Source organism: Streptomyces sp. MspMP-M5 (genome assembly GCF_000373585.1).
Lineage (GTDB): Bacteria > Actinomycetota > Actinomycetes > Streptomycetales > Streptomycetaceae > Streptomyces.
This window is the reverse complement of record NZ_KB891881.1, coordinates 70,680-90,360: the sequence shown is the minus strand read 5'-3', so window position 1 is coordinate 90,360 and position 19,681 is coordinate 70,680. Positions and strand designations below refer to the sequence as shown.

The 19,681-nt window shown below is 70.8% G+C and carries 16 protein-coding genes; 4 read left to right on the top strand and 12 right to left on the bottom strand.

Translation table 11 applies throughout. From position 1 onward, the window contains the following. Position 1 precedes the first annotated feature (1 nt). The 4 genes from B073_RS0110945 to B073_RS0110930 are packed head-to-tail and all read right to left on the bottom strand — an operon-like array spanning position 2 to position 4,557. Positions 2–1,015: a formylglycine-generating enzyme family protein gene (locus B073_RS0110945; protein ID WP_018538137.1), complete on the bottom strand. Its 1,014-nt coding sequence runs from the start codon at positions 1,013–1,015 to the stop codon at positions 2–4. 7 nt (positions 1,016–1,022) lie between these two features. Beyond that, on the bottom strand, positions 1,023–2,147 hold the full coding sequence (gene ribD, locus B073_RS0110940) for a bifunctional diaminohydroxyphosphoribosylaminopyrimidine deaminase/5-amino-6-(5-phosphoribosylamino)uracil reductase RibD (protein WP_018538136.1): 1,125 nt from the start codon (positions 2,145–2,147) through the stop codon (positions 1,023–1,025). Further along, on the bottom strand, positions 2,144–2,830 hold the full coding sequence (gene ribA / locus B073_RS39730; protein ID WP_078507975.1) for a GTP cyclohydrolase II RibA: 687 nt from the start codon (positions 2,828–2,830) through the stop codon (positions 2,144–2,146). The genes ribD and ribA overlap by 4 nt, the downstream gene beginning before the upstream one ends. Positions 2,831–2,838: 8 nt before the next feature. Next, a complete protein-coding gene (locus B073_RS0110930; RefSeq protein ID WP_018538134.1) occupies positions 2,839–4,557 on the bottom strand; it encodes a WD40 repeat domain-containing protein in 1,719 nt (572 codons plus the stop codon). 527 nt (positions 4,558–5,084) lie between these two features. Between B073_RS0110930 and B073_RS39725 the strand changes: the two genes are divergently transcribed. Further along, positions 5,085–6,119, top strand: a complete 1,035-nt coding sequence (locus B073_RS39725) for a questin oxidase family protein (RefSeq protein WP_018538133.1) — start codon at positions 5,085–5,087, stop codon at positions 6,117–6,119. Between the two features lie 22 nt (positions 6,120–6,141). Further along, a complete protein-coding gene (locus B073_RS39720) occupies positions 6,142–7,833 on the top strand; it encodes an alpha-amylase family glycosyl hydrolase (RefSeq protein ID WP_018538132.1) in 1,692 nt (563 codons plus the stop codon). Here the strand turns inward: B073_RS39720 and B073_RS0110915 are convergent. From B073_RS0110915 to B073_RS0110900, 4 genes are all read right to left on the bottom strand, one after another. After that, the gene (locus tag B073_RS0110915; RefSeq protein WP_018538131.1) at positions 7,794–8,207 is read right to left on the bottom strand and encodes a nuclear transport factor 2 family protein; all 414 of its coding nucleotides are present in this window, start codon (positions 8,205–8,207) and stop codon (positions 7,794–7,796) included. The genes B073_RS39720 and B073_RS0110915 overlap by 40 nt on opposite strands. Positions 8,208–8,412: 205 nt before the next feature. After that, positions 8,413–8,787: a hypothetical protein gene (locus B073_RS0110910; RefSeq protein ID WP_018538130.1), complete on the bottom strand. Its 375-nt coding sequence runs from the start codon at positions 8,785–8,787 to the stop codon at positions 8,413–8,415. Then, complete coding sequence (locus B073_RS0110905) at positions 8,787–9,026, bottom strand: hypothetical protein (protein WP_018538129.1); 240 nt, start codon at positions 9,024–9,026, stop codon at positions 8,787–8,789. Before B073_RS0110905 ends, B073_RS0110910 begins: the two co-directional genes overlap by 1 nt. A gap of 63 nt (positions 9,027–9,089) precedes the next feature. Then, positions 9,090–10,679 (bottom strand): sigma-70 family RNA polymerase sigma factor, encoded by a 1,590-nt coding sequence (locus tag B073_RS0110900; RefSeq protein ID WP_018538128.1) that lies wholly within the window; start codon positions 10,677–10,679, stop codon positions 9,090–9,092. Positions 10,680–10,939: 260 nt separating this feature from the next. Here B073_RS0110900 and B073_RS46320 point away from each other — a divergent pair, with 260 nt between their 5' ends. After that, positions 10,940–11,854 (top strand): CAP domain-containing protein, encoded by a 915-nt coding sequence (locus tag B073_RS46320; RefSeq protein WP_158690112.1) that lies wholly within the window; start codon positions 10,940–10,942, stop codon positions 11,852–11,854. Between the two features lie 204 nt (positions 11,855–12,058). Here the strand turns inward: B073_RS46320 and B073_RS46315 are convergent, their stop codons facing one another. The 4 genes from B073_RS46315 to B073_RS0110870 all read right to left on the bottom strand — a co-directional run bounded on the left by B073_RS46315 (position 12,059) and on the right by B073_RS0110870 (position 17,511). Beyond that, the gene (locus tag B073_RS46315) at positions 12,059–12,211 is read right to left on the bottom strand and encodes a hypothetical protein (protein WP_018538125.1); all 153 of its coding nucleotides are present in this window, start codon (positions 12,209–12,211) and stop codon (positions 12,059–12,061) included. A 246-nt stretch (positions 12,212–12,457) separates the two neighbouring features. Beyond that, complete coding sequence (locus B073_RS42735; protein ID WP_051093977.1) at positions 12,458–14,596, bottom strand: serine/threonine-protein kinase; 2,139 nt, start codon at positions 14,594–14,596, stop codon at positions 12,458–12,460. Beyond that, positions 14,593–16,815, bottom strand: coding sequence for a serine/threonine-protein kinase (locus tag B073_RS42730; protein WP_018538124.1), 2,223 nt, complete (start codon positions 16,813–16,815; stop codon positions 14,593–14,595). The genes B073_RS42735 and B073_RS42730 overlap by 4 nt, the downstream gene beginning before the upstream one ends. A 15-nt stretch (positions 16,816–16,830) precedes the next feature. After that, complete coding sequence (locus B073_RS0110870) at positions 16,831–17,511, bottom strand: hypothetical protein (protein WP_018538123.1); 681 nt, start codon at positions 17,509–17,511, stop codon at positions 16,831–16,833. 690 nt (positions 17,512–18,201) lie between these two features. Here B073_RS0110870 and B073_RS39705 point away from each other — a divergent pair. Next, the gene (locus B073_RS39705; protein WP_106731823.1) at positions 18,202–19,578 is read left to right on the top strand and encodes a (2,3-dihydroxybenzoyl)adenylate synthase; all 1,377 of its coding nucleotides are present in this window, start codon (positions 18,202–18,204) and stop codon (positions 19,576–19,578) included. Positions 19,579–19,681 lie beyond the last annotated feature (103 nt).

The following is a 19,681-nucleotide window of genomic DNA, read 5'->3' as shown; positions in this document are numbered from 1 at the left end:
GTCACTCCTTTCCGGATGCCTGGGCGTCCTCGGCCAGCCGGAAGCCCATCGCGTACAGCGAGCGTGGGTAGGGGCCGTGCCGGCGCTGGCACCTGGCCAGGTCGCGGAAGCGGTTGAAGGCCCCGCCGCGGGCGATGCGGTAGGCCCCCAGTCTGCGGTACAGGTCGTCGTGGACGACTTCCCCACCCGGGTAGGGGCCGTAGGTGCTGCTGGTGTACTCCTCGACGTTGCCGGCCAGGTCCAGGGCTCCGCACCACGACCTGCCCTCGGGGAAGGCGCCGACGGGGCTGGTCATCAGCAGGCCGGTCTCCAGGGTGTTGGCCGCCTGGGCGCTGAAGGTGTCACCCCAGGGGTGGCGCAGTCCTTCCGGTCCTGCTGCGGCGTACTCCCATTCCTGTTCGGTGGGGAGCCGGAAGCGGCGGCCGGTGCGGCGGCTGAGCCAGTGCGCGTAGGCGTCGGCGCTTTCGGCCGTGACGGTGTAGACGGGGTGGTTGGCGGCGGCGGGATCGAAGCGGCCGTAGTTCCAGTTGCTCGGCAGCTCCGGGTGACCGGTGTCCTTGAGGAAGACCGCGAACTCACCGTTGGTGACGGGGTACTTGGCGATAGCGAAGGCGGCGATCGGCAGCGTGTGGCGGGGGCATTCCTTCGCCACCCAGGACCGCTGCACTCCGAACTGGGCCGAGTCGGCGTGCAGTGCGTCGACGTCGCTGTCCGGTGTGCCCAGGAGTGCGCGGCCGGCGGGGACCGGCAGCATCTCCGGGGCGTCCCAGCGGATTCGCGGGTCGCCCGCGAGGGCGAGGGCGGTGCCTGCTGCCAGGCGGTGTTCGAGCGGGAGTGCCGCGTCCTCGACGAGGCCGGCCAGTCGGGCGGGCGGCTCGCCGGCGATCTGCGCGAAGTGCGCCAGGCGTTCCGCCCGGGGTGCCACGTAGCCTTCGGGCAGCCCCATCGCCGCTCTGTCGGTGAGGGAGTTGATGTCGGCGTCGACCAGGTTGGTGTGCGCGATGTGGGACGTCACGTCGCTCCTACTTCCCGCGGGCGGTTTCCGGTTCCAGTACGGTGCGCAGGTCCTCGCCGAGCCGGCGGGTGGCGATGATGCGGAAGCCCGGCGCTGCGGCGCAGGACGGGATGTCGAGGCCGCGCACGGCGGGCGCGCCGTCCGGTCCGAGCAGTCGGGCGGCGCTGTACCAGATGATCCGGTCCACCAGCGCCTCGCCCAGGAGGGCGCCGGCCAGTGTGGCCCCGCCCTCGACGAGGAGTGACCGGACCCCCCTGTCGTACAGCGCGTGCAGGGACGCGGTCAGGAAAGGCTCCCCGGGATCGACCGTGATCAGTTCGGCTGTCCCGTGGCGCCCCTCCCCCGTTGTGCGGGTGGTGAGGATCCAGGTGGGGGCCGCGCCGTCGGAGGCGAGGCGCGCGTCGGCGGGGGTGCGCAGCCGGCGGTCGAAGACCACCCGGGCCGGTTGCCGCGGTCGTGGGCGGCCGGCCGGGTCGCGGGCGGTGAGCTGGGGGTCGTCGACCAGGACCGTGGTGCTGCCGACGGCGATCGCGTCGGTTCTGGCCCGCAGCAGATGGGTGTCCCGGCGGGCCGCCGGACCGGTGATCCATCGGCTGCTGCCGTCGCGTGCCGCGATCCGCCCGTCGAGGGTGGCCGCGAGTTTGAGGGTGACGTGCGGACGCTTGGTGACCGCGGCGGCCAGCCAGGCATGGTTGACCTCGGCGGCCTGCTCGGCCAGCAGCCCGGACCGGACCTCGACTCCGGCTCGGCGCAGTACTGCCGCGCCTTGGCCGGCCAGGGTGGGATCGGCGACGGCGTAGACGACCCGGCTGATCCCGGCGTCGAGCAGGGCCCGGGTGCAGGGGCCGGTGCGCCCCTGCCGGCTGCAGGGCTCCAGGGTGACCACGGCGGTGCCGCCCTCGGCCAGCGGTCCCGCGGCGCGCAGCGCGTGGATCTCGGCGTGCGGCCCGCCGGCCTTTCGGTGCCAGCCGTCGCCGGCCGGTCGGCCCTCCCGGTCGAGGATCACCGCGCCGACGACGGGGTTGGGTGCCACGGTGCCCAGCCCGCGCCGGGCCAGCGCGACCGCGCGGCGCATCGCGGCCCGCTCCCCCTCGGCGAAGGTCTGTGCGTCCTCGGACGCGTCGGCCGTCACGGTGCCCCCTGTGGCGAGACGCCCAGCGGCAGCCCGGTGAGCGGACGCGTGGTGCCCAGTGCGTCGAGGTGGCCCATCAGACGGTCCTTGACTTCCAGATAAGCCTCGTTGAAGGGGGTGCGGAAGCCTCCGAGCGGGACGCGGTCCTCGACCACGATCCCCTCGGCGGTGAGCTGTCCGACCTTCTCGGGGTTGTTCGTCATCAGCCGGACGCGGGTGATGCCCAGATGCCGCAGGCAGTCGGCGGCCGTCCGGAAGTCGCGGCCTTCCGCGGGGAAGCCGAGGGCGAGGTTGGCGCTGATGGTGTCGTGTCCGGCCGACTGCAGCGCATAGGCACGGATCTTGTTCGCCAGGCCGATGCCTCGGCCTTCCTGGCGGAGCATGTAGACGAGAACGCCGTTGGAGGACTGGACGATGGCGTTCAGGGCCGCGGACAGTTGGGGACCGCAGTCGCACTTCTCGGAGCCGAGGACGTCTCCGGTGAAGCAGGCACTGTGGATGCGTGCCAGCGGCGGGGCGTCGGATTCGCTCCGTGGGGCGAGGGTCCGCAGGGTGACCACTTCTTCGGTCTCCTGACCGTCCGCCCCGACCTGTCCGAAGACGGTCAGTTGCATGAGGGTGGAGCCGACCGGGACGGGGGCACTGGCAAGGCGTGCCACCGCGGTCTCCTCAGAGGGCGTCATCGGGGCGCTCACCTGCTCCGGCGGGAGTTCACGGCGGCGGGCACGGCGATCTCGTACACCCGGCCGTCGTAGGAGGAGGCCAGGAAGCGGCCCGGCGCACCGGCCGCGGTCAGGGCCGAGATGCCGGCGGTCGTCGGCCGCTCGTCGCGCACCCACTTTCCTGAGGCGGGATCGTAGACGGCGACCCGGCCGTGGTAGCCGCCGGTCGCGATCAGGCTGGTGTGCGGGTCGACCGCGACGCACTTGATGCTGTTGCGGTGCGGAGTCGGCACCACTGCCTGGCGTTCCCCGGAAGCGGTCCAGATCCGCAGGGTCAGATCGCGGCTCACGCTGACGAACCGTCCGTCCGGCAGTGCCGCCGCGCCGTTGGCGATGCGGGTGTGCGCCTCGTCGTTGCCGGCGACGAGCTGGAGATCCGGCAGCGAGTGCCACCGTGCGGCTCCGGTGGCGCACACGCTGAAGAGCACCTCGCCCTGGATGGCCAGGCCCTTGATGGCGTTGTCCTGGATGTGGTGCTCGCCGACCAGCCTCAGCCCGGCCCCCGCCTCGTCGCGCAGCACGAGCGCCTCACCGGTGTAGGTGCCGACGACCAGCGTCTCACCGTCCGAAGTGGCGTGTACCGCGGCGCAGTTGAGCGGGGAGCGGTGCTGGTACAGCATCGTGCCGGTGGTCGCGTCGTAGAGGGCACCGAGTTGGCCGCCGCTGACGACCGTGCCGGCGACGGGGATGACGAAGTTGCAGCAGCTGCCGAGTTCGGCGACCGCCTCGCCGTCGCGCCGGACGGTGCCGCTGTCGCCGACTGTGAACCGCCCCAGCGGGGTGCTCGCCACCGCGTTCAGTCCCGGCGTGGGTTCCACGGCGGTCAGGTCCCAGTCACCGGTCTCCCGGTCGAAGACCGCGTAACTGGAGCCGAACGTCCCGAAGACCCAGCGGGTGGCGTCCAGTTTGGCGCAGGACCGCAGCCAGACATCGGCCGGCACCTGGCTGGTGAGGAGGTGAACGGGGTCCGCGCCCTGGTCCAGGCGCCACAACCGCACCGTGCGGTCGTAGCTGGAGCTGAGCAGGATGCCGTTCTCGGCGTCGTAGGCGAGGCGCTTGATCCCGGCGTCGTGCACACGGTGGGGCCTGGTGCCCGACGGGTCGATGAGGATCAGTTCCCCTTCGTCGTTGCCGAGCGCGAAGCGGTCCACGCCCAGGACCGCGACGGTGTCCGTCTCGACCTCCCCGAGGTCGATGACGCTCAGTTGGGATCCGCTGACCGCGTCCCAGCGCCGTACCGTGCCGTCGTCGCTGGTGGTCACCAACTCGGTGCCGTCCCGGACCCATTCGACGGACAGGACGTCGGCCCGGTGCCCTTCCAGGCGGTGGATCAGCCGGCCGTCCAGGTCGTAGATCCGTGCATTGTGGTCGCGCGAGGCGGTGGCCACCCGGGTTTCGTCGGGGGAGACCACGGTCATCTCCACGTCGTCCTTCTGGTCCGTGAGGACCGTGATGAGACGCAGGTCGGGGACGGACCATAAACGCGCGGAATAGTCGCTGCTGGACGTCACGACGATACGGCCGGAGGCGGAGAACCGGCATTGGTTGGCGAGATGGTCGTGGCGCGCCTCGGTGATGGCGGTGCGCCTGGTCGCATTCCAGAGAATGACCCGGTTGTCGTATCCGGCGGTCACTACAAGATCGCCGTGCGCATCGATCCCGCTGATCGGCGAGGTGTGCTTGATCATGGACTCTCCTTGTCGTCACGTGTCAGCCCGCACAAACGGTCAGGGGTAGGCACCCGGACGGAGCGATGACGCCACATTGGTGGTGCGGATGAAGTCCGCCGACCGAATAGTCAGTGAAGGGAAAACGAACGAATCGCCAAGCTTCTTTGAGCCATGCGGAGATGAGAGAGCGCGGCATGAGGGCCGAGGAGGGACTTTAGTTTTGGCGAAATTCCCACGTCAACACCGGAAAGGCAACTGTCTCGTTTTCACAGACATCCACCAGCACGCCACGCTCTCGGAGTCGAGCCAAGATCGCCGCAACGCGGCGGCCACGGGCACCGGTCCGGGCCTGCATAGACCTACGGCATACGCCCCTGCCGCCGAACCCCACGCACCCTGCTGAATCCGTCCGTTGGTGCCCCACGGGTCGAGGGCCGCCGGCACTGCGGCCGCCCTGGAATCAGCCAATGTCCATCGGCCATGTTGCCCACGGGACAGCCGCACCTCACCCTTCCATGGAGAGGAAGCGATCTTAAGGGGGAACAGTGGACGAGCTGGACGGCGCGTTGCAGTACCTCAGCGGCTCCGGGCCGGAGTTCGGCCCCGGCGTCAGCAACCACGGCCCCATGGCTGCGGAGGCGCTGGGAAAACTCGGGCACACCGCGGCGATCGGAGCGTGGGTGTCCTCCTACCGGAAACTCCTCTACGACGACACCTACGGGCACTTCCACGAGATCACCCACGACAACTGGCGACCCGCCCTGGGCAACATGCGACTCCTCGGCGACTGGACCGAATTCTTCCGACGCGAACTCGACGGCGCTGCCTGGACCGATGTCCTCGCCCGCTGGTGGCCGCGGCTGCTGCCGGGCTTCGCCGCCGGCGGCGGCCACGGCGTCATCCGCACCGGGCACGCGGTCCGCATGCTGACCGAGGCCCACACCCCGTGGCGTATCGACGAACTCGCCCACGGACTCGGCTACTGGGCCGCCCGCTACCAGGAACTCCCCGAGGCCCCCGCGACACCCCGCGAACGGGACCTGGTCCAGACCTGGGAGGCCGTCCCGAAACTCCGCAGCGACCAGGGCATGGGCATGATCTTCCGGATCCGCCTCGAATCGGTCTGGCTCGAACCGGACTTCGCGCCGGCCGTGGACTCCCTGCGCCCCGAGGACGACGCGGACAAGGCACTGAGCAGACTCACCCGCGCCGCCGCCGGCAGCTATCTCACCGACGAGCACAAGACACCCATGGCCTTCGTCCACGCGCTCACCACACCCGCGGCGGTGCGCCTGGCCCTGCCGAGCCTGCCCACCGAGCTGCACTGGCCCAGCGTCGCGGCCGCCGTCCGGTTCTCGGCGGCCATCCGCAGCGCCTATGGCACCGGACGGCGCGAACACCACCCCGAGGAGCCGGTCCGGGACTACGTCACCCTCGCCGAACGCGCGGTGAAAAGCGAGGACCCGCATGCCATCAAATACGTGGAAGCCTGCCGGCGCGAAGACGCCCTCAGCCCCGATCCGGTATATGCCGTCGCAGCGACCGACTGGGTCCGCCGCTGCGAAACCGGCTCCTTCTGAACGCGGCAGGGATTACCGGCCGATGACACAGCGTTCCTGGTGGAACGGCGCCGTGATCTACCACGTCTATCCGCGGAGTTTCCTCGACACCGACCAGGACGGCGTCGGAGACCTGTGCGGTATCAGCCGCCAGGTCCCCTATCTCGCCTCCCTCGGAGTCGACGCGCTATGGCTCTCGCCGTTCTTCTCCTCCCCTATGGAGGACTTCGGCTACGACATCCGGGACCACACCGCCGTCGACCCCCTCTTCGGGAATTCCAGGGACTTCGAGGCGCTCATCGACACCGCGCACGGCCACGGCCTACGCGTACTGATCGACTACGTTCCCAACCACACCGCCAGTGAACACCCCTGGTTCCAGGAATCGAGAAGGGGACCAGGAAGTCACCGGCGCGACTGGTACACATGGCGAGATCCGGCACCGGACGGCGGACCGCCCAACAACTGGATCACCCTGTTCGGCGAACCCGCATGGACCCGGGACACCGAAAGCGGTCAGTACTACCTGCACTCGTTCCTGCCGTCCATGCCCGACCTCAATTGGCGAAACCCGGCCGTCCGCAATGCCATGTTCGACGTGGCGCGCTACTGGCTGGACCGTGGCGTCGACGGATTCCGCGTGGACTGCGCCCCGCTCCTGGCAAAGGACCCCGAACTACGCGACAATCCCCCCGCCGCCGCGGGAACCCTGGCCCATCACCGTCCCATGGGCGACTACGACAGTCAGCAACACCTCAACGACCAGAGCCATCCCGATATCCACGAGATCTACCGCGACTTCCGCAAACTGCTCGACTCCTACGGCGATACGTCGGGCGAACGTATCTCCCTGGGAGAAATCCACGAATACGACTGGACCGCCTGGAGCCGCTACTTCGGACGCGACCTCGACGAAATCCATCTCCCCCTCAACTTCGGCCTGCTCCAGACACGTTGGCAGCCGCAGGCCGTGCGGGAACTCGTCCAGGCCGTCCTCGGCGCACTCCCCCACGGCGCGGTGCCGACCTGGGTCATGGGCAGTCACGACGACCCGAGGGTCGCCTCCCGCGTCGGCACGGCACAGGCCCCCAACGCCATGATGCTGCTGCTCACCCTGCCCGGGACGGCCATCCTCTACAACGGCGACGAACTCGGCCTGCCGAACGCCGACATCGCCCCCGCAGACATCCGAGACCCCTGGGGACTGCGCAACCCCGGCCTCAGCCGCGATCCCGCCCGCTCCCCCATGCCGTGGCACGACGGCCCGAACGCCGGATTCACCGCACCAGGCACCCGCCCCTGGCTCCCCCTGACGCTTCCTCCCGGAGGCACCGCGGCAGCCCAGGAAACCGACCCCCGATCCCTCCTCTCCCTCACCCGCACCCTGCTGACCCTGCGCCGCAACCACCCGGCACTCGGCACCGGCACCGGCACCGGCACTATCGAATTCCTCGACGGCCCGACCGAAGTACTGGCCTACACCCGCTCCACACCTCGGCAAACCGGGCCCGAAGGCCAACCCCTCCTGGTGACGCTCAACCTCACCGACCGCGCGATCCACCTCGGGCGGCTGCTCGCCGGCCGCCGCTGGGAACGACACCTGACCACCATCCCAGCGGCCTCACCAGGCGCCGGCTCCCCTGTACTGGCCCCCAACGAGGGGGCCATCTGGAAACCCCGGCCCCCCGGCCCCCATCAGGACGCGTCGGCCACCAGCGCGCGCTCCCAGTGCTGAGTGTCGGCGTACTCGCGCATGTTGACGATCCTCCCGTCGCGCACGGTGAAGATGCCGGTGTTCTTCTGCTGGTACGGCCTGCCGGTCCGGCCGGTCGCCCAGGAGTCCCACTCGACGAGCACCTGCTCGCCCTCCCCGAAGACATTGGTCACGCGCACGCCGACCTCCCGCTCCGGGTCCAGGTGAGCGAAAGCGGTCGCCAGAAAACCGTTGATCACCTGCTCCCGGCCCTCCCAGGTACCGGAGATCGGCAGGTCACCGCCGTACCAGCAGCTGCCGTCCGCGGCCCAGGACTCCCGGATCACGTCCTGGTCGCCGGCCGCCAGCGCGTCGAAGTAGCGCCGCACCACGTCCTTGGGCTCAGTGCTGTTCATGAGGAACTCCTGTCATTCGTTGCCTGCTGCGGGCGGCCCCTCCGCCCGATCCACAGTCAACCCGCAGGCACCACACCAACCAAGATTCACTCCACGAACGCACCCTTCACGAATGGCGATCAATCAGTGCCGCGGCCGGAAAGGTCCGTCGGCGTATACACACAAGCGCGCCTGCACGACTCCACGCACTCCTGCACGGCTGCGGTCAGATACGCCAGGCACGGAGACGGCCGGCCGTCTCGTAGATGGTGGCCTTGCCTGCCTGGATTTCCCGGACGAGGTCGACCAGGGCGCCGTAGGGCGGGTCGATGCCCTCGCCGGCGGCATGCATATAGGCGACGGCGACCTGGCAGGCGTACAGCGCGTTGCGGTGCGGCAGCGGCTGCAGCCGCACCAACGTGTCCAGTAACGACGCCGCCCGCCAGGCGGCATCGGGCTCGGCCGCGCTGGCGCGGGGAATGCGGGTCTTGTGGCGGGCGACGGCGGCCACCAGGGCGGAGTAATCGGCCACCGAGACGTCCTCGGGGACGGCCTGCTCCTGAACGTCGAGGAGCCAGGCAACGTCGATATGCAGGGCCATCAGGCGGCGCGGCCCTCGCCGCGCCGGGCGGCCGGCGGCACCTCGTCCGGGAAGGCGTCGTCGAACTCCGCACGATGGTCCGCGCCCCAGCTCACGGCATAGCGGACGAACTGCAGGCGGTGCCTCTCGCGCAGCGGCAAGTCGTGAAGATACTGCTTGAGGGACTTGCCTTCGGCCGCGGCGGCTGCGCGGACCTCCTGCATCTCGTCGTCGGTGAACGTCACATTCAGCGATGGCATACGAGCAAGGTACCGGATTGGTACCTTGCCGGTCCATCGCGCACCGTCTCCGGGTACGGGCTTTCAGCGCGGTGCGGCGAGGTCCTGGGTCCACCAGGGGCCGCCTGAGCCGTGGGCGACGCCGATGCCGACCGCGGTGAATCTGCAGTCGAGCAGGTTGTCGCGGTGCATGGCGTCGCCCATCCAGTCACGTACGACCGTGGCGGCGCTGTCCGGGCCCCGGTCGAGGTTCTCGCCCCAGCGGCTCCACTGGTATCCGGTGGCGGTGATCCGTGCATCGGGGCCGACGCCCTCGGGTGTGAGGTGGTCGAAGTAGTCGCGGGCCGCCATGTCGGCGGAATGCCGTTGGGCCGCGAGGTGCAGTCTGGGGTCGATGTGGAGTGGGCCGCAGCCGGCTTGTGCACGCCTGTCGTTGACCAGGGCGGTGGCCTGTTGTTCCAGGTCGGGTGGGGTGGTGGTGGGGGAAGGCGGGGCGGAGGTCATCGAGGTCGTCGGGGTGGTGGCGAGGGTGTGCGAGGGGGTGGGGGTCGGCGTGGGGGTGGGGTGGGGTGCGGGGGCGGTAGTGGTGGTGGTCGCGGATGGTTCCGCGGTGGGCGTTGCCTTGGGCGCGGGGTGGTCGTCGTCGCGGGGCGCGCCCGGGTACCACCACAGGGCGGCGATGGCAGCCAGTGTGAGGGCCGCGGTTCCAGCGATGACCGTTGTCTTGGCAGCGGCCCGGCGTGGGCCGGGAGTTCGCCGCGGCGCGGTCGGCGCAGCAGAGGAGGTATGCGGTGCCGTAGAGGTGGTCGGCGCCGTAGACGTAGCCGGTGCCGTTGTGGAGGTGGTCGGTGCCGTCGTGGAAGTGGCTGAGGCTGCCGCAGCGGGGGCGTGTGGGATGGCGATGTGTGGGGTGAGGTGGGCGGGGAGCGGGAGCATGGCGAGGCCGGCCAGCAGTCCCTCGGCGGGCAGCAGGTCGTTCCAGTGCTCGGAGCAGGCCCTGCAGTCGCGCGCGTGCCTGGCTATGCGTTTGCGCCACAGCGGCGCGGGGGCGTGGTCCCAGGCAGCGGTCAGCTCCGTGAGTCGGGGGCAGGGTGGGTTTCCCGCAAGGGCGCGGACGACGACGCGTCCGGTCTCCAACTGCTGCTTCATCCGCTGGACGCGTACCGCCGCGTGACGCGTCCCGCAGCCGATGGCGGAGGCGAGTTCCGGCCTGGTGATCTCGCCGGCGGCCTCCAGCCACCACAAGGACAGCAGTGACCGGTCGTCTTCGTCCAGCCAGCGGGTGGCTTCCGCCACCTCGCGACGCTGGCCGGACAGTCCCAGTCGCAGGATCGTGAGGTCGACGAAGTCGGCGGAGCGGTCGGGCCGTTCCGCTGTCTGGTCCAGGCCGACCGTGGGGGCCCTGTGGGCGGCGGTCCAGCGCCGCCGTACCTGGTTCATGGCAATCGCGATCAGCCAGGACCGGAAGGCCGCCGGCTCCCGCAGTTCCGCCAACGACTCCAGCGCACGCACCATGGTCTCCTGGACCACGTCGTCGACGTCCGCATGGCCGTCCAGCGCCCGGCCGACGACGTTGTAGATCAGGGGCAGGTACGCGGAGGCCAACTGCTCCCGGGCATCGTCGTCTCCCGCCCTGGCCGCCTCGACGGTCGCCGTACCGTTTTCCCACTTCACGCCTGTTCGGTCCTGTTCTTTCGCGTACACGTTCATGGCCCCCGTGCTCAGGAGACCCGTCCGGAGCCCGGCGACAACACAAAAACTACGGGGAAAAAAGCCAGGGACTTTCTGTTGTCCGGGTCCGGTTCAAGGGTCTCCCCCAGTGCGGGCCGTTCACCAGGCGGACCGCACGGACCACCCCCGGTCGACCGACATCGCGGAGCGCACCGCCCCACGACCGGGGTGCCAAACGGAATCAAACGGAACGGAACGGAAACATGGAGCGCAACGAGGGACTTGAGCCCGGCTCGTACGAGGAGCCGACGGTCGGCAGTGGACGGCGGGCCGACGTACCCACCACCGCCCCTCGGCGTCACGCCGCGTCGCGTCCCGGCCGCCGGCCGGGGAAGAGAGGGGGGAGCCACCGCGCCGACGCCGCCCGTCCGGCCGTGAAGGTGGCGGTGCCGGCCGTGGCGGCCGTCCTTGCGGTGGGCGGGACCTGCCTGGTGTTGATACGTCCCGGATCGGGGGCCGAGCAGACGCTCGTGGCCGATCTGGCCACACCGCGGCGGCCCGCCCCGATCTCCTCCGTCGCGCCGACGCCGAGCAGCACCTGGCACTCTCCGCGCCGCCACAAGCCGTCGCCCACTCCGTCAGCTTCCCAGCAGCAGGACGACAGGCACACACCGTCCCCGACAAACACCGCTGCGGAACGCTCGCACGCGGCTCAGAAGACGACACCGCGCATGACGTCCGGTGCCGGCCGAGCCACCGTTCCCAGCCGGTCCGGGGCCGCGACCGGCGCCGCCTCGGAGTTCGCCCAGAAGGTGGTCGATCTGGTCAACGCCCAGCGGGCCCAGCATGGTTGTGCGCCCCTCAGCGTCGATTCCCACATACAGGCCGCGGCCCAAGCACACTCCGACGACATGGCCGCCCGCGACTACTACGCCCACGAGACCCCGGAGGGCGTCGATCCGGGCACGCGGATGACCAACGCGGGTTTCCACTGGCAGAGCTGGGGCGAGAACATCTTCAAGAGTCCCAAGGACGCGGCCACTGCGGTGGACGGCTGGATGAAGAGCCCCGGTCACCGGGCCAACATCCTCAACTGCTCCTACAAATCCACCGGCGTGGGCGTCAACCTCTCCCCCAACGGGCCTTGGTGGACCCAGGATTTCGCAACCGGCTTCTGACGCGCGAGGGCGTCCACGCCGCGCGGGCCCACGATCCTCCGTGGGCGCCCTTCCCCCGGAAAACGTGCCGACGCCCGGCGTGCGCCGCTTCTTCCGGCGCACGCCGGGCACGATGAGATCCGCCTGATCAGGCGGTCGTCTTCGACGTTGTACTCAGACGTAGCACTCGGTGTCGGTCGAGTGCGGTCCCAACGAGCCAGGTCGTCAACGGATGATGACGATGACGCCGCCGTCACCACGCCATCCCCCACGGCGCCAGTGGCCGTAGCCACCGCATCCGCGTCCGCGTCCCCAGTCGTCGCAGTCCCCGTCCCAGTCGGTCTTGCGGTTGCGGGGGAAGAACACCTTGAAGGTCATCTTCGCCTCCTGTGATCGAGCCTCGTCGCAGCTTTCCGGATCGTCGTCCGGCGGCGATTCAGTGCGTCCGCGAGGTTCGCCGTTGGAGGTTCGCCCGGCTGGAACGCCTGGCTGCGGCGTAGTCGACACTACGTCGCCTCAGCAGTTCAAACAAGGATTTTTATGAAAATTCAGGAAAAGGTACGTTATTGCCCTTACTTTTCGCGTGCCGACAGTGGCCAATCGGTGACGTGCCGTACTCCACCACTACGCGTCGGGTACCGAGAAGCAGAAGAGCCTGCCGGACGAACTGGCGAAGAAGCGGCCGTCGGCGGGGAACGCCGACCAGGAGCCGGAGCCGCCGGTGACCGGGTAGCGCCAGACCTGCTTGCCGGTCTCGGCGTGGAAGCCGTACAGGCCCTGCGTCCCTGCGGCGAGGAAGAGGTTGCCGGCCGCACCCAGGAACTGGAGCGTGCCGAGGCCGGAGCCGGCCGTCCAACGGGCCGCCCCGGTGTGGGTGTCGACGGCGTGCAGGACCTTGTCGAGATAGCAGACGGTCGCGCCGGACCGGTCGTAGCCGCGGTTTCCCCGGGCTGCGGTCCGCACGCTCCACAGGGTCCGTCCCGTCGCGGGGTCGAAGGCCGCGAGCAGCCCGCTGGTCGCGCCGCCGGCGCCGGTCCCCGGGTAGCAGAAGAGAACGTCGTCGCGCAGCCGCAGAGATCCTTCGTACATGAGGAACTGGCTGTTGGTGGGCGGCAGTTGGGTGGGTTTGCGCCAGAGGGTTCGGCCGTCGGCGGGGTCGAGGGCGAGCAGGTTCATCCCGCCGTCGAGGGCGTAGAGCGCCTTGGCCTTGGGCGGTGGCGGGTAGAGGGCGACGAGGTCACTGGACCACAGCCGGGTTCCGGTGTCCGGGGCCAGGGCGGTGTATCCGTTGAGGGTCGCGGTGGTGGAGGTCGTCGCGGCGCCGCCCCAGACGATCAGCTGGTCCGCCCGGGTGGTGCCGACGACCGCGAGTCCGCCGGTGAGCTGGGATTTCCAGCGCAGCCGGCCGGTGGATGCGTCCAGGCATTGGAAGCGCCCGGTGTTGTCCATGGTCACCATCAGTGAGCCGTTGGCGAACTCCAGGTGGGGCGCGCCCCTTCCGGTGGGGGACGCGGCCCACAGCGGCTTTCCGGAGCGGACGTCGACGGCGTGGACCTTTCCGTCGGTGCGTACGGTGTAGACGCGTTGGTTGTCGGCGAGGGCGGCGGTGTTCTGGCCGCTGACGTCCTTCCACAGGAGCTTGCCGGTGGTGCGGTCGAAGCAGGCTCCCGTGGTCTTGCCGGCGCACAGCAGCGTGGCGGGCGTCATCGCCGCCAGCGCCATGTCGGGCTGTGGGAGGCCGGCGGTCCAGGCGAGCTCGGGGGTGGCCGGCGGGTCTTCGTCGCGCGGGCGGAGCAGCAGGACGGTGCCTGCGGTGGCGGCGGCCGCGGCGAGTACCGCGCCGCCGGCCAGTATCCGGCGCCGGCTGGGCAGGGCGGTGCGCACCTCGTGGTGGAAGCTGCGTTCGGACTCGGCCACCTGGAGCTCGACCGCGCCCAGCCAGCCTGTGGTGTGGGTCGGGCGCAGCCACTGCTGCAGCTGGGCGATGGTGGGGCGCCTGGCCGGGTCCTTGTCCAGGCAGGCGGCGACGATGCCGAGCAGGCTGTGCGGGACGCCGTCCAGTTCGGGCGGCTCGTGGGTGGCGCGGTAGAGCAGTGCGTGGACCGCGCCGGTGCCGAAGGGCGGGTTGCCGGTGGCGGCGTAGGCGAGTACGGCGCCCAGGGCGAACACATCGCTGACCGGGGTGAGTTGACTGCCCGTCGACTGCTCGGGCGACATGAAGCCGGGCGATCCGATGATCTGGCCCTGCGCGGTGAGTGCGGTGCCGTCGATGGCCCGGCTGATGCCGAAGTCGATGACGCGGGGCCCGTCGAAGGTGAGCAGGATGTTGGACGGCTTGAGGTCGCGGTGGATCAGCCCGGCACGGTGGATGGCGGCCAGTGCCTCGGCCAGGCCCGCGCCGAGCACGCGCAGGGTGGTCTCGGGCATCGGGCCGTGTGTCTCGATGGCGTCGTCCAGTGCGGGGCCGGGGATGTAGGCGGTGGCCAGCCAAGGCTGTGCCCCTTCGGCGTCGGCGTCGACGACCGGCGCGGTGAAGGCGCCGCCGACGGCCCGTGCCGCGTCCACCTCGGCCTTGAAGCGCCGCCGGAAATCGGGATCGGCGCTCAGTTCGGGGCGGACGACCTTGAGGGCGACGGCGCGGCCGCTGCGGGATGCGGCCAGGTAGACGCGGCCCATGCCGCCGGCGCCCAGTTCCCGGATCAGCCGGTACGGCCCGATGTGGGGGGCGGGGGCGGTGGCGGGCCGCGTGGTCGGCGTCGTCATCGGGGGGTGCTCCGGAAGGCGTAGAGGGTGGTGTCGGATGCGGCGTAGAGCGTGGTGCCGGTGGTCTGCACCCGCCAGGCGATGCCCTTGTTCGTAGTTGCGGCGCCGGAGTCCTGGTGTGCCCAGAGGACCTTGCCGTCGCCGGCGCGCAGGACGACGAAGCCCGGGGTGACTGCGCTGAACAGCGGGTATGCCAGCAGGGACGAGGAGACGGAGGGGCCTGGATCGGTCGCGCCGGAGGGGCTCAGGGACAGCGGGCTCGCGGTGTGCCACAGCTGTTCGCCGGTGCGGGTGTCGAGGGCGAAGACGGTGCCCTGGCCGTCCACGACGTAGGCCGATGTGCCCAGGACGGTGGTGGGGTTGAGGGTGGTCGGCTCGTCGACGGCGGTCCACAGTCTGCGGCCGTCGGCCGCGCTGAACGCCTGCACCTTGGTGCTGGTGACGAGCAGTGCGTTGCCGTCGGTGGCCAGGTGCGGATAGTCGCCGGGCCTGGCGACGTCCTGGACCGTCCAGCGCACCGTGCCGGTCCGCAGGTCCAGGCCGTGGAGGGTGCCGGCGTCGTGCAGGAAGCAGCGGCGGCCGTCGGAGTGGGCCCGGAAGTCGCTGCCGGCCACCTTGCGGGACCACAGCACCTGCCCTGTGGCGAGATCCACGGCGTACACGCCGTAGCCGTTGTCGCTGCTGGTGCCCAGGAGGGCGACCGAACCGGCGGTGCAGAAGACGTCGTGGATGTGGGCGGCGAAGCTGCTGCCCGCCTCCGGCCGGGTCACCGCGTGGCTGAACTTCAGTACGCCGTTGCCGTCCAGGCCGAGCAGATAGCCGTGGTCGCCCCAGGCCGTGGCGTAGAGCGTCGGGCCCTGCACGCCGAGCCATTCGGGCCTGCCGTTGGCGCCGGAGGGCAGGCGGGGTGCGGCCGTCCAGCGTTCCGCTCCGGTGGTGGTGTCGTAGCCGAGCGCCGTGGTCTGGTCCCAGCGCACGAGGGTGTGGCCGAGCAGCCGCAGCTGTCCGTTCTGCAGCTTCCGCAGCGGGCGCGACCACTGCGGCGCCGGGCCCGCGGGGACCTTGGTGCGGGGGCGGATGGTGGCGCCCGTGCTCCGACTCGGGGTGCGGTCGGGCTGCGCGCCCCACCCGGCCAGGGCGGCGGCGGTGCCCGCGACCGCCGCGGCGCTGCCGCCGGCCACAGCGAGCCGCAGGAAGCGGCGGCGGCTCGGCGGGCTCGGGGTCACGGTCTCCAGCGGGGTGTCGGGCAGCGGGGGTGCGGTCACCAGGACGGCGGCATGTGCCTGCCGCGTGGCGAGGTTCTCCCGCAGGCCGGGCGTGAGCAGGGCGGCGGGCTCGGCGGGGCTCAACGCGGACAGGACTTCGGTGGCGGGCGGCCGTTGGTCGGGGTGCTTGTCCAGGCAGGCCGCCGCCAGGGAGCGCAGCGGGGCGGGCAGGCCGGTCAACTGGGGCGGGGCGTGCACGACCCGGTAGAGGACCTCGGTGGGCGTGCCGGCTCCGAAGGGCCCCTGCCCGGTGGCCGCGAAGGCCAGGAGGCAGCCGAGGGAGAAGACGTCGGCCGGCGGACCGGCGTCGTGGCTGGAGACGAGCTGTTCGGGGGCCATGAAGCCGGGCGTTCCCATCACGGTGCCCGTCCGGGTCAGCTGGGTGGCGTCCACGGCCCGGCTGATGCCGAAGTCGATGACGCGGGGACCGTCGTCGGCGACGAGCACGTTGCCTGGCTTGAGGTCGCGGTGGACGACGCCGGCCTTATGGATGGCGAGTAGCGCCTCCGCGAGGCCCATGCCCAGCGCCCGCAGAGCAGGCTCCGGCAGCACACCGAAGCGGCGTATGACGTCGTGCAGGGACGGTGCGGGGATATAGGCGGTGGCCAGCCAGGGTTGGGGCGCGTCGGCGTCCGCGTCGAGCACCGGCGGGGTGTAGAAGCCGCTGACCCTGCGGGCGGCGTCGGCCTCGCGCCGGAAGCGGCCGCGGAAGGCCGGCAGCTCGGCGTATTCGGGCCGGATGACCTTCAACGCGACCAGGCGCGAGCCGGGTGACCTGCCCAGGTAGACCCGTCCCATGCCGCCCTCGCCGAGGAGTTGGAACACCTCGTAGGGGCCGATCCGGCCCGGGCCCTGCTGTTGCGGGCCCGGGTGGTGCGGGTGCGGGAGGGTGGTGTGCGGAGGGGTCTGCCGCGGCGTCGCGTCGCCGCCGCGGCCCTGCCGGAGTGCGTCCACTGCGTCGCGGCGGGGTCAGCCGAGGGAGCCGAGCACGTCGTGGGCGGCGGCGACGGCGGCGTCCTCGGCCTGCTGCTGGTTCACGCCGGAGCGGCCGGTGTCGTAGGTGTAGCTCACGGTGTACGAGGCGTTGCCCGCGCGGACGATCACCGTTGCCTCGGCCAGCCGCATCGGTTCGTTGTCGACGGCATGGACGACGTGCGCCTCGTCGCCGAGGCCGCTGAGCGGCCGGGAGTCGGTGGTCTTGCGCATCTTGCCCAAGGCGGTGAGCGCGGTCTTCTTGTGCATGTCGTACAGGCCCTTCGCGCCCGGGCTGACCGAGAGGTTCACCCCCAGGTTCCGATACGCGCCGCCCGAGCCGAAGGGCGTTCGCCAAGTCGGCATCCTGGTGATCATCGCCGCCATGGTGGCGTTGTCGAACTGCGACGGCTTGCACTCGGTGCCGGGTGCGATGCGGGCGATGGTGGACGCCTTGACCAGCTGACAGCCTTCGGGGACCTTGGTGTAGGTCTTCCCCTCGGACGCCCCCGGCCCCGCCTCGGGCGATGTACCGGCTCCGCCCGCGGCGGCCGGCGGCTTCCCCGACGCGTCGCTCGCGCCCTCGCCCCCCGACATCGCGATGACCACTCCGACGACCGCGGCCACGGCCAGCGCGGCGCCGCCACCGATCAGCCACGGCCGGGCACTGCCGCGCATCCGCCCCGCGCCCGGGGCACCGTTGTGCGCCGGCGTCGGCAGGCCGGGCTGCGACCACGCCGAGGGTGTCCCCGGCGTCCGGCCCGGGACCGGAGGCGGTGCCTGTCCCGGCATGGGCGGCACTGCCTGCGCCGGGTCGGGGGCCTGGGCCGCGGGTCCCCAGCCAGGCGTTCCCTGCCGGAGAGGCTGGGTGGGGCGGCTCTGGCCGAACCCCACTCGGGGGTCCGGCGGTGACATCTCACTCACGGGGCAACTCGCTTTTTTCCGTCCGGTCTTCGCCGCCGGGACGCCACAGACAACTCCCCTGCACCCACGTCCCATGCACCGGACCCTGGGCAGGCGCACCCGCGGGCCCGAAGCGGCGTGCGGGAGTCTTGCGCGAGGCGATGTAATGCCGATGAAATCCTGCTGATGTGCGGAGCGCCGGACCCACGACCCAGCAGGGTCCCACCCCAGTCCGCCAGGCCAGGCGTCATCCCATACACCTGGCTACCCGTCTACCCGGCTTCCCGGACGCGACCGCGAGAGCCCACGGTCAGCGTCGGTCAACAACCCATGGTCAACGGCAGTCATTGGACTTTCCGCTGAGGTTATTCAGCATCCATGGTCAGGAAAGCGCATTGCATATGAGGGCGTTGAGAGGCTGGACTGCCGTGGGACTTCCAGATCAAGGCGGTAGTAAGGAAACGAATGACAACCATGCTCGACGGCTGCACGCCCTGGCCCGAGGTGTTCGTCGACCGCTACTGGGCGGTCGGGCACTGGCGTGGCACCACGCTGGACAACCTGCTGCGCGGTTGGGCCCTGGAGTACGGACCGCGGACCGCGCTCGTACACGGTGGCAACCGCCTCACCTACGCGAACCTGAACCGGCGGGTGGACCGCATGGCCGCCGGCTTCCGGCTGCGTGGCCTCCGCCCCGGTCAACGGGTCGTCGTCCAGCTGCCGAACGTTCCGGAGTTCGTCCTCTCCGTGTTCGCACTGATGCGGGCCGGCGCGGTCCCCGTGCTCTGCCCGGTCACGCACCGCGGCGCCGAGGTGTCCCACATCGTGCGGGTCACCGAGGCCGTCGGCTACGTCGGTCCCTCAAGGCACCAGGGCTTCGACCACACCGCGATGGCCGCGGACATCGCGGCTCAAGGGCCCTTCCTGCGACGGGTGTTCACTCTGGAGGATCCGGGCGCCACGTCCCCGTTCGGCGGTGGTCTCTCGACCGACCCGTCGGGCTGCCACTACTTCCCGCTGGGATCGATCGACGCCCCGCCCGAGCGGACGCTTACGCAGAGCGCCGACCAGGTGGCGTTCTTCCTGCTCTCCGGCGATACGACCACGGCGCCCAAGCTCGTTCCGCGCACCCACAACGACTACGCCTACCAGGCACGGGCCGCCGCCGAGCTGATGTCGCTCACCGAGAACGACGGGTATCTCGCCGCACTGCCCGCCGTGTCCAACTTCGCCTTCGGCGGCCCCGGCATCGTCGGCACCCTCTCCGTCGGCGGCACCGTCGTCCTGCCCGAGGCCCCGGAACCCGCCGCATGCCTCTCGGCCATCCAACGGGAACGGGTCACCGTCACCTCAGTCGATCCCGCGCTCGCCCGCCACTGGCTCGACGCACTTCCTTCCATCCAGGCCGACTTGAGCAGTCTGCGCCTTGTGCAGATCGGCGGCGCACCCCTGGACCGGGCAACCGCCGCACGTGTAAGCCCCGAACTGGGCTGTCGCCTCCAGCAGGTCTTCGGTATGGCCGAGGGACTGCTCACTCTCACCCGGCCCGCCGATCCGGACGAGACCGTGCTCACCACGCAGGGCCGCCCGCTCTCGCCCGACGACCAGACCCGCATCGTCGACGCCCACGGCAAGGACGTGCCCGACGGGGAGCCCGGCGAACTCCTCGCCCGCGGCCCGTACACCGTCCGGGGCTACTACCGGGCACCCGACCACAACGCCCGCTCCTTCACCACCGACGGCTACTTCCGCACCGGCACGCTCGCACGGCGCACCCCGGACGGCAACCTGATGGTGCTGCCTCGGCATTCCCACCAAAGCGAACATCCAGGACCTCGTTGACCTGTTGAACGTCAAAATCCAGGACGTCCCCGTCCTGTCCGCACCACAGAACCAGCAGCGCGCCGACAACTCGACCCAGGCCAACAGCACTGACCGCTTTGCC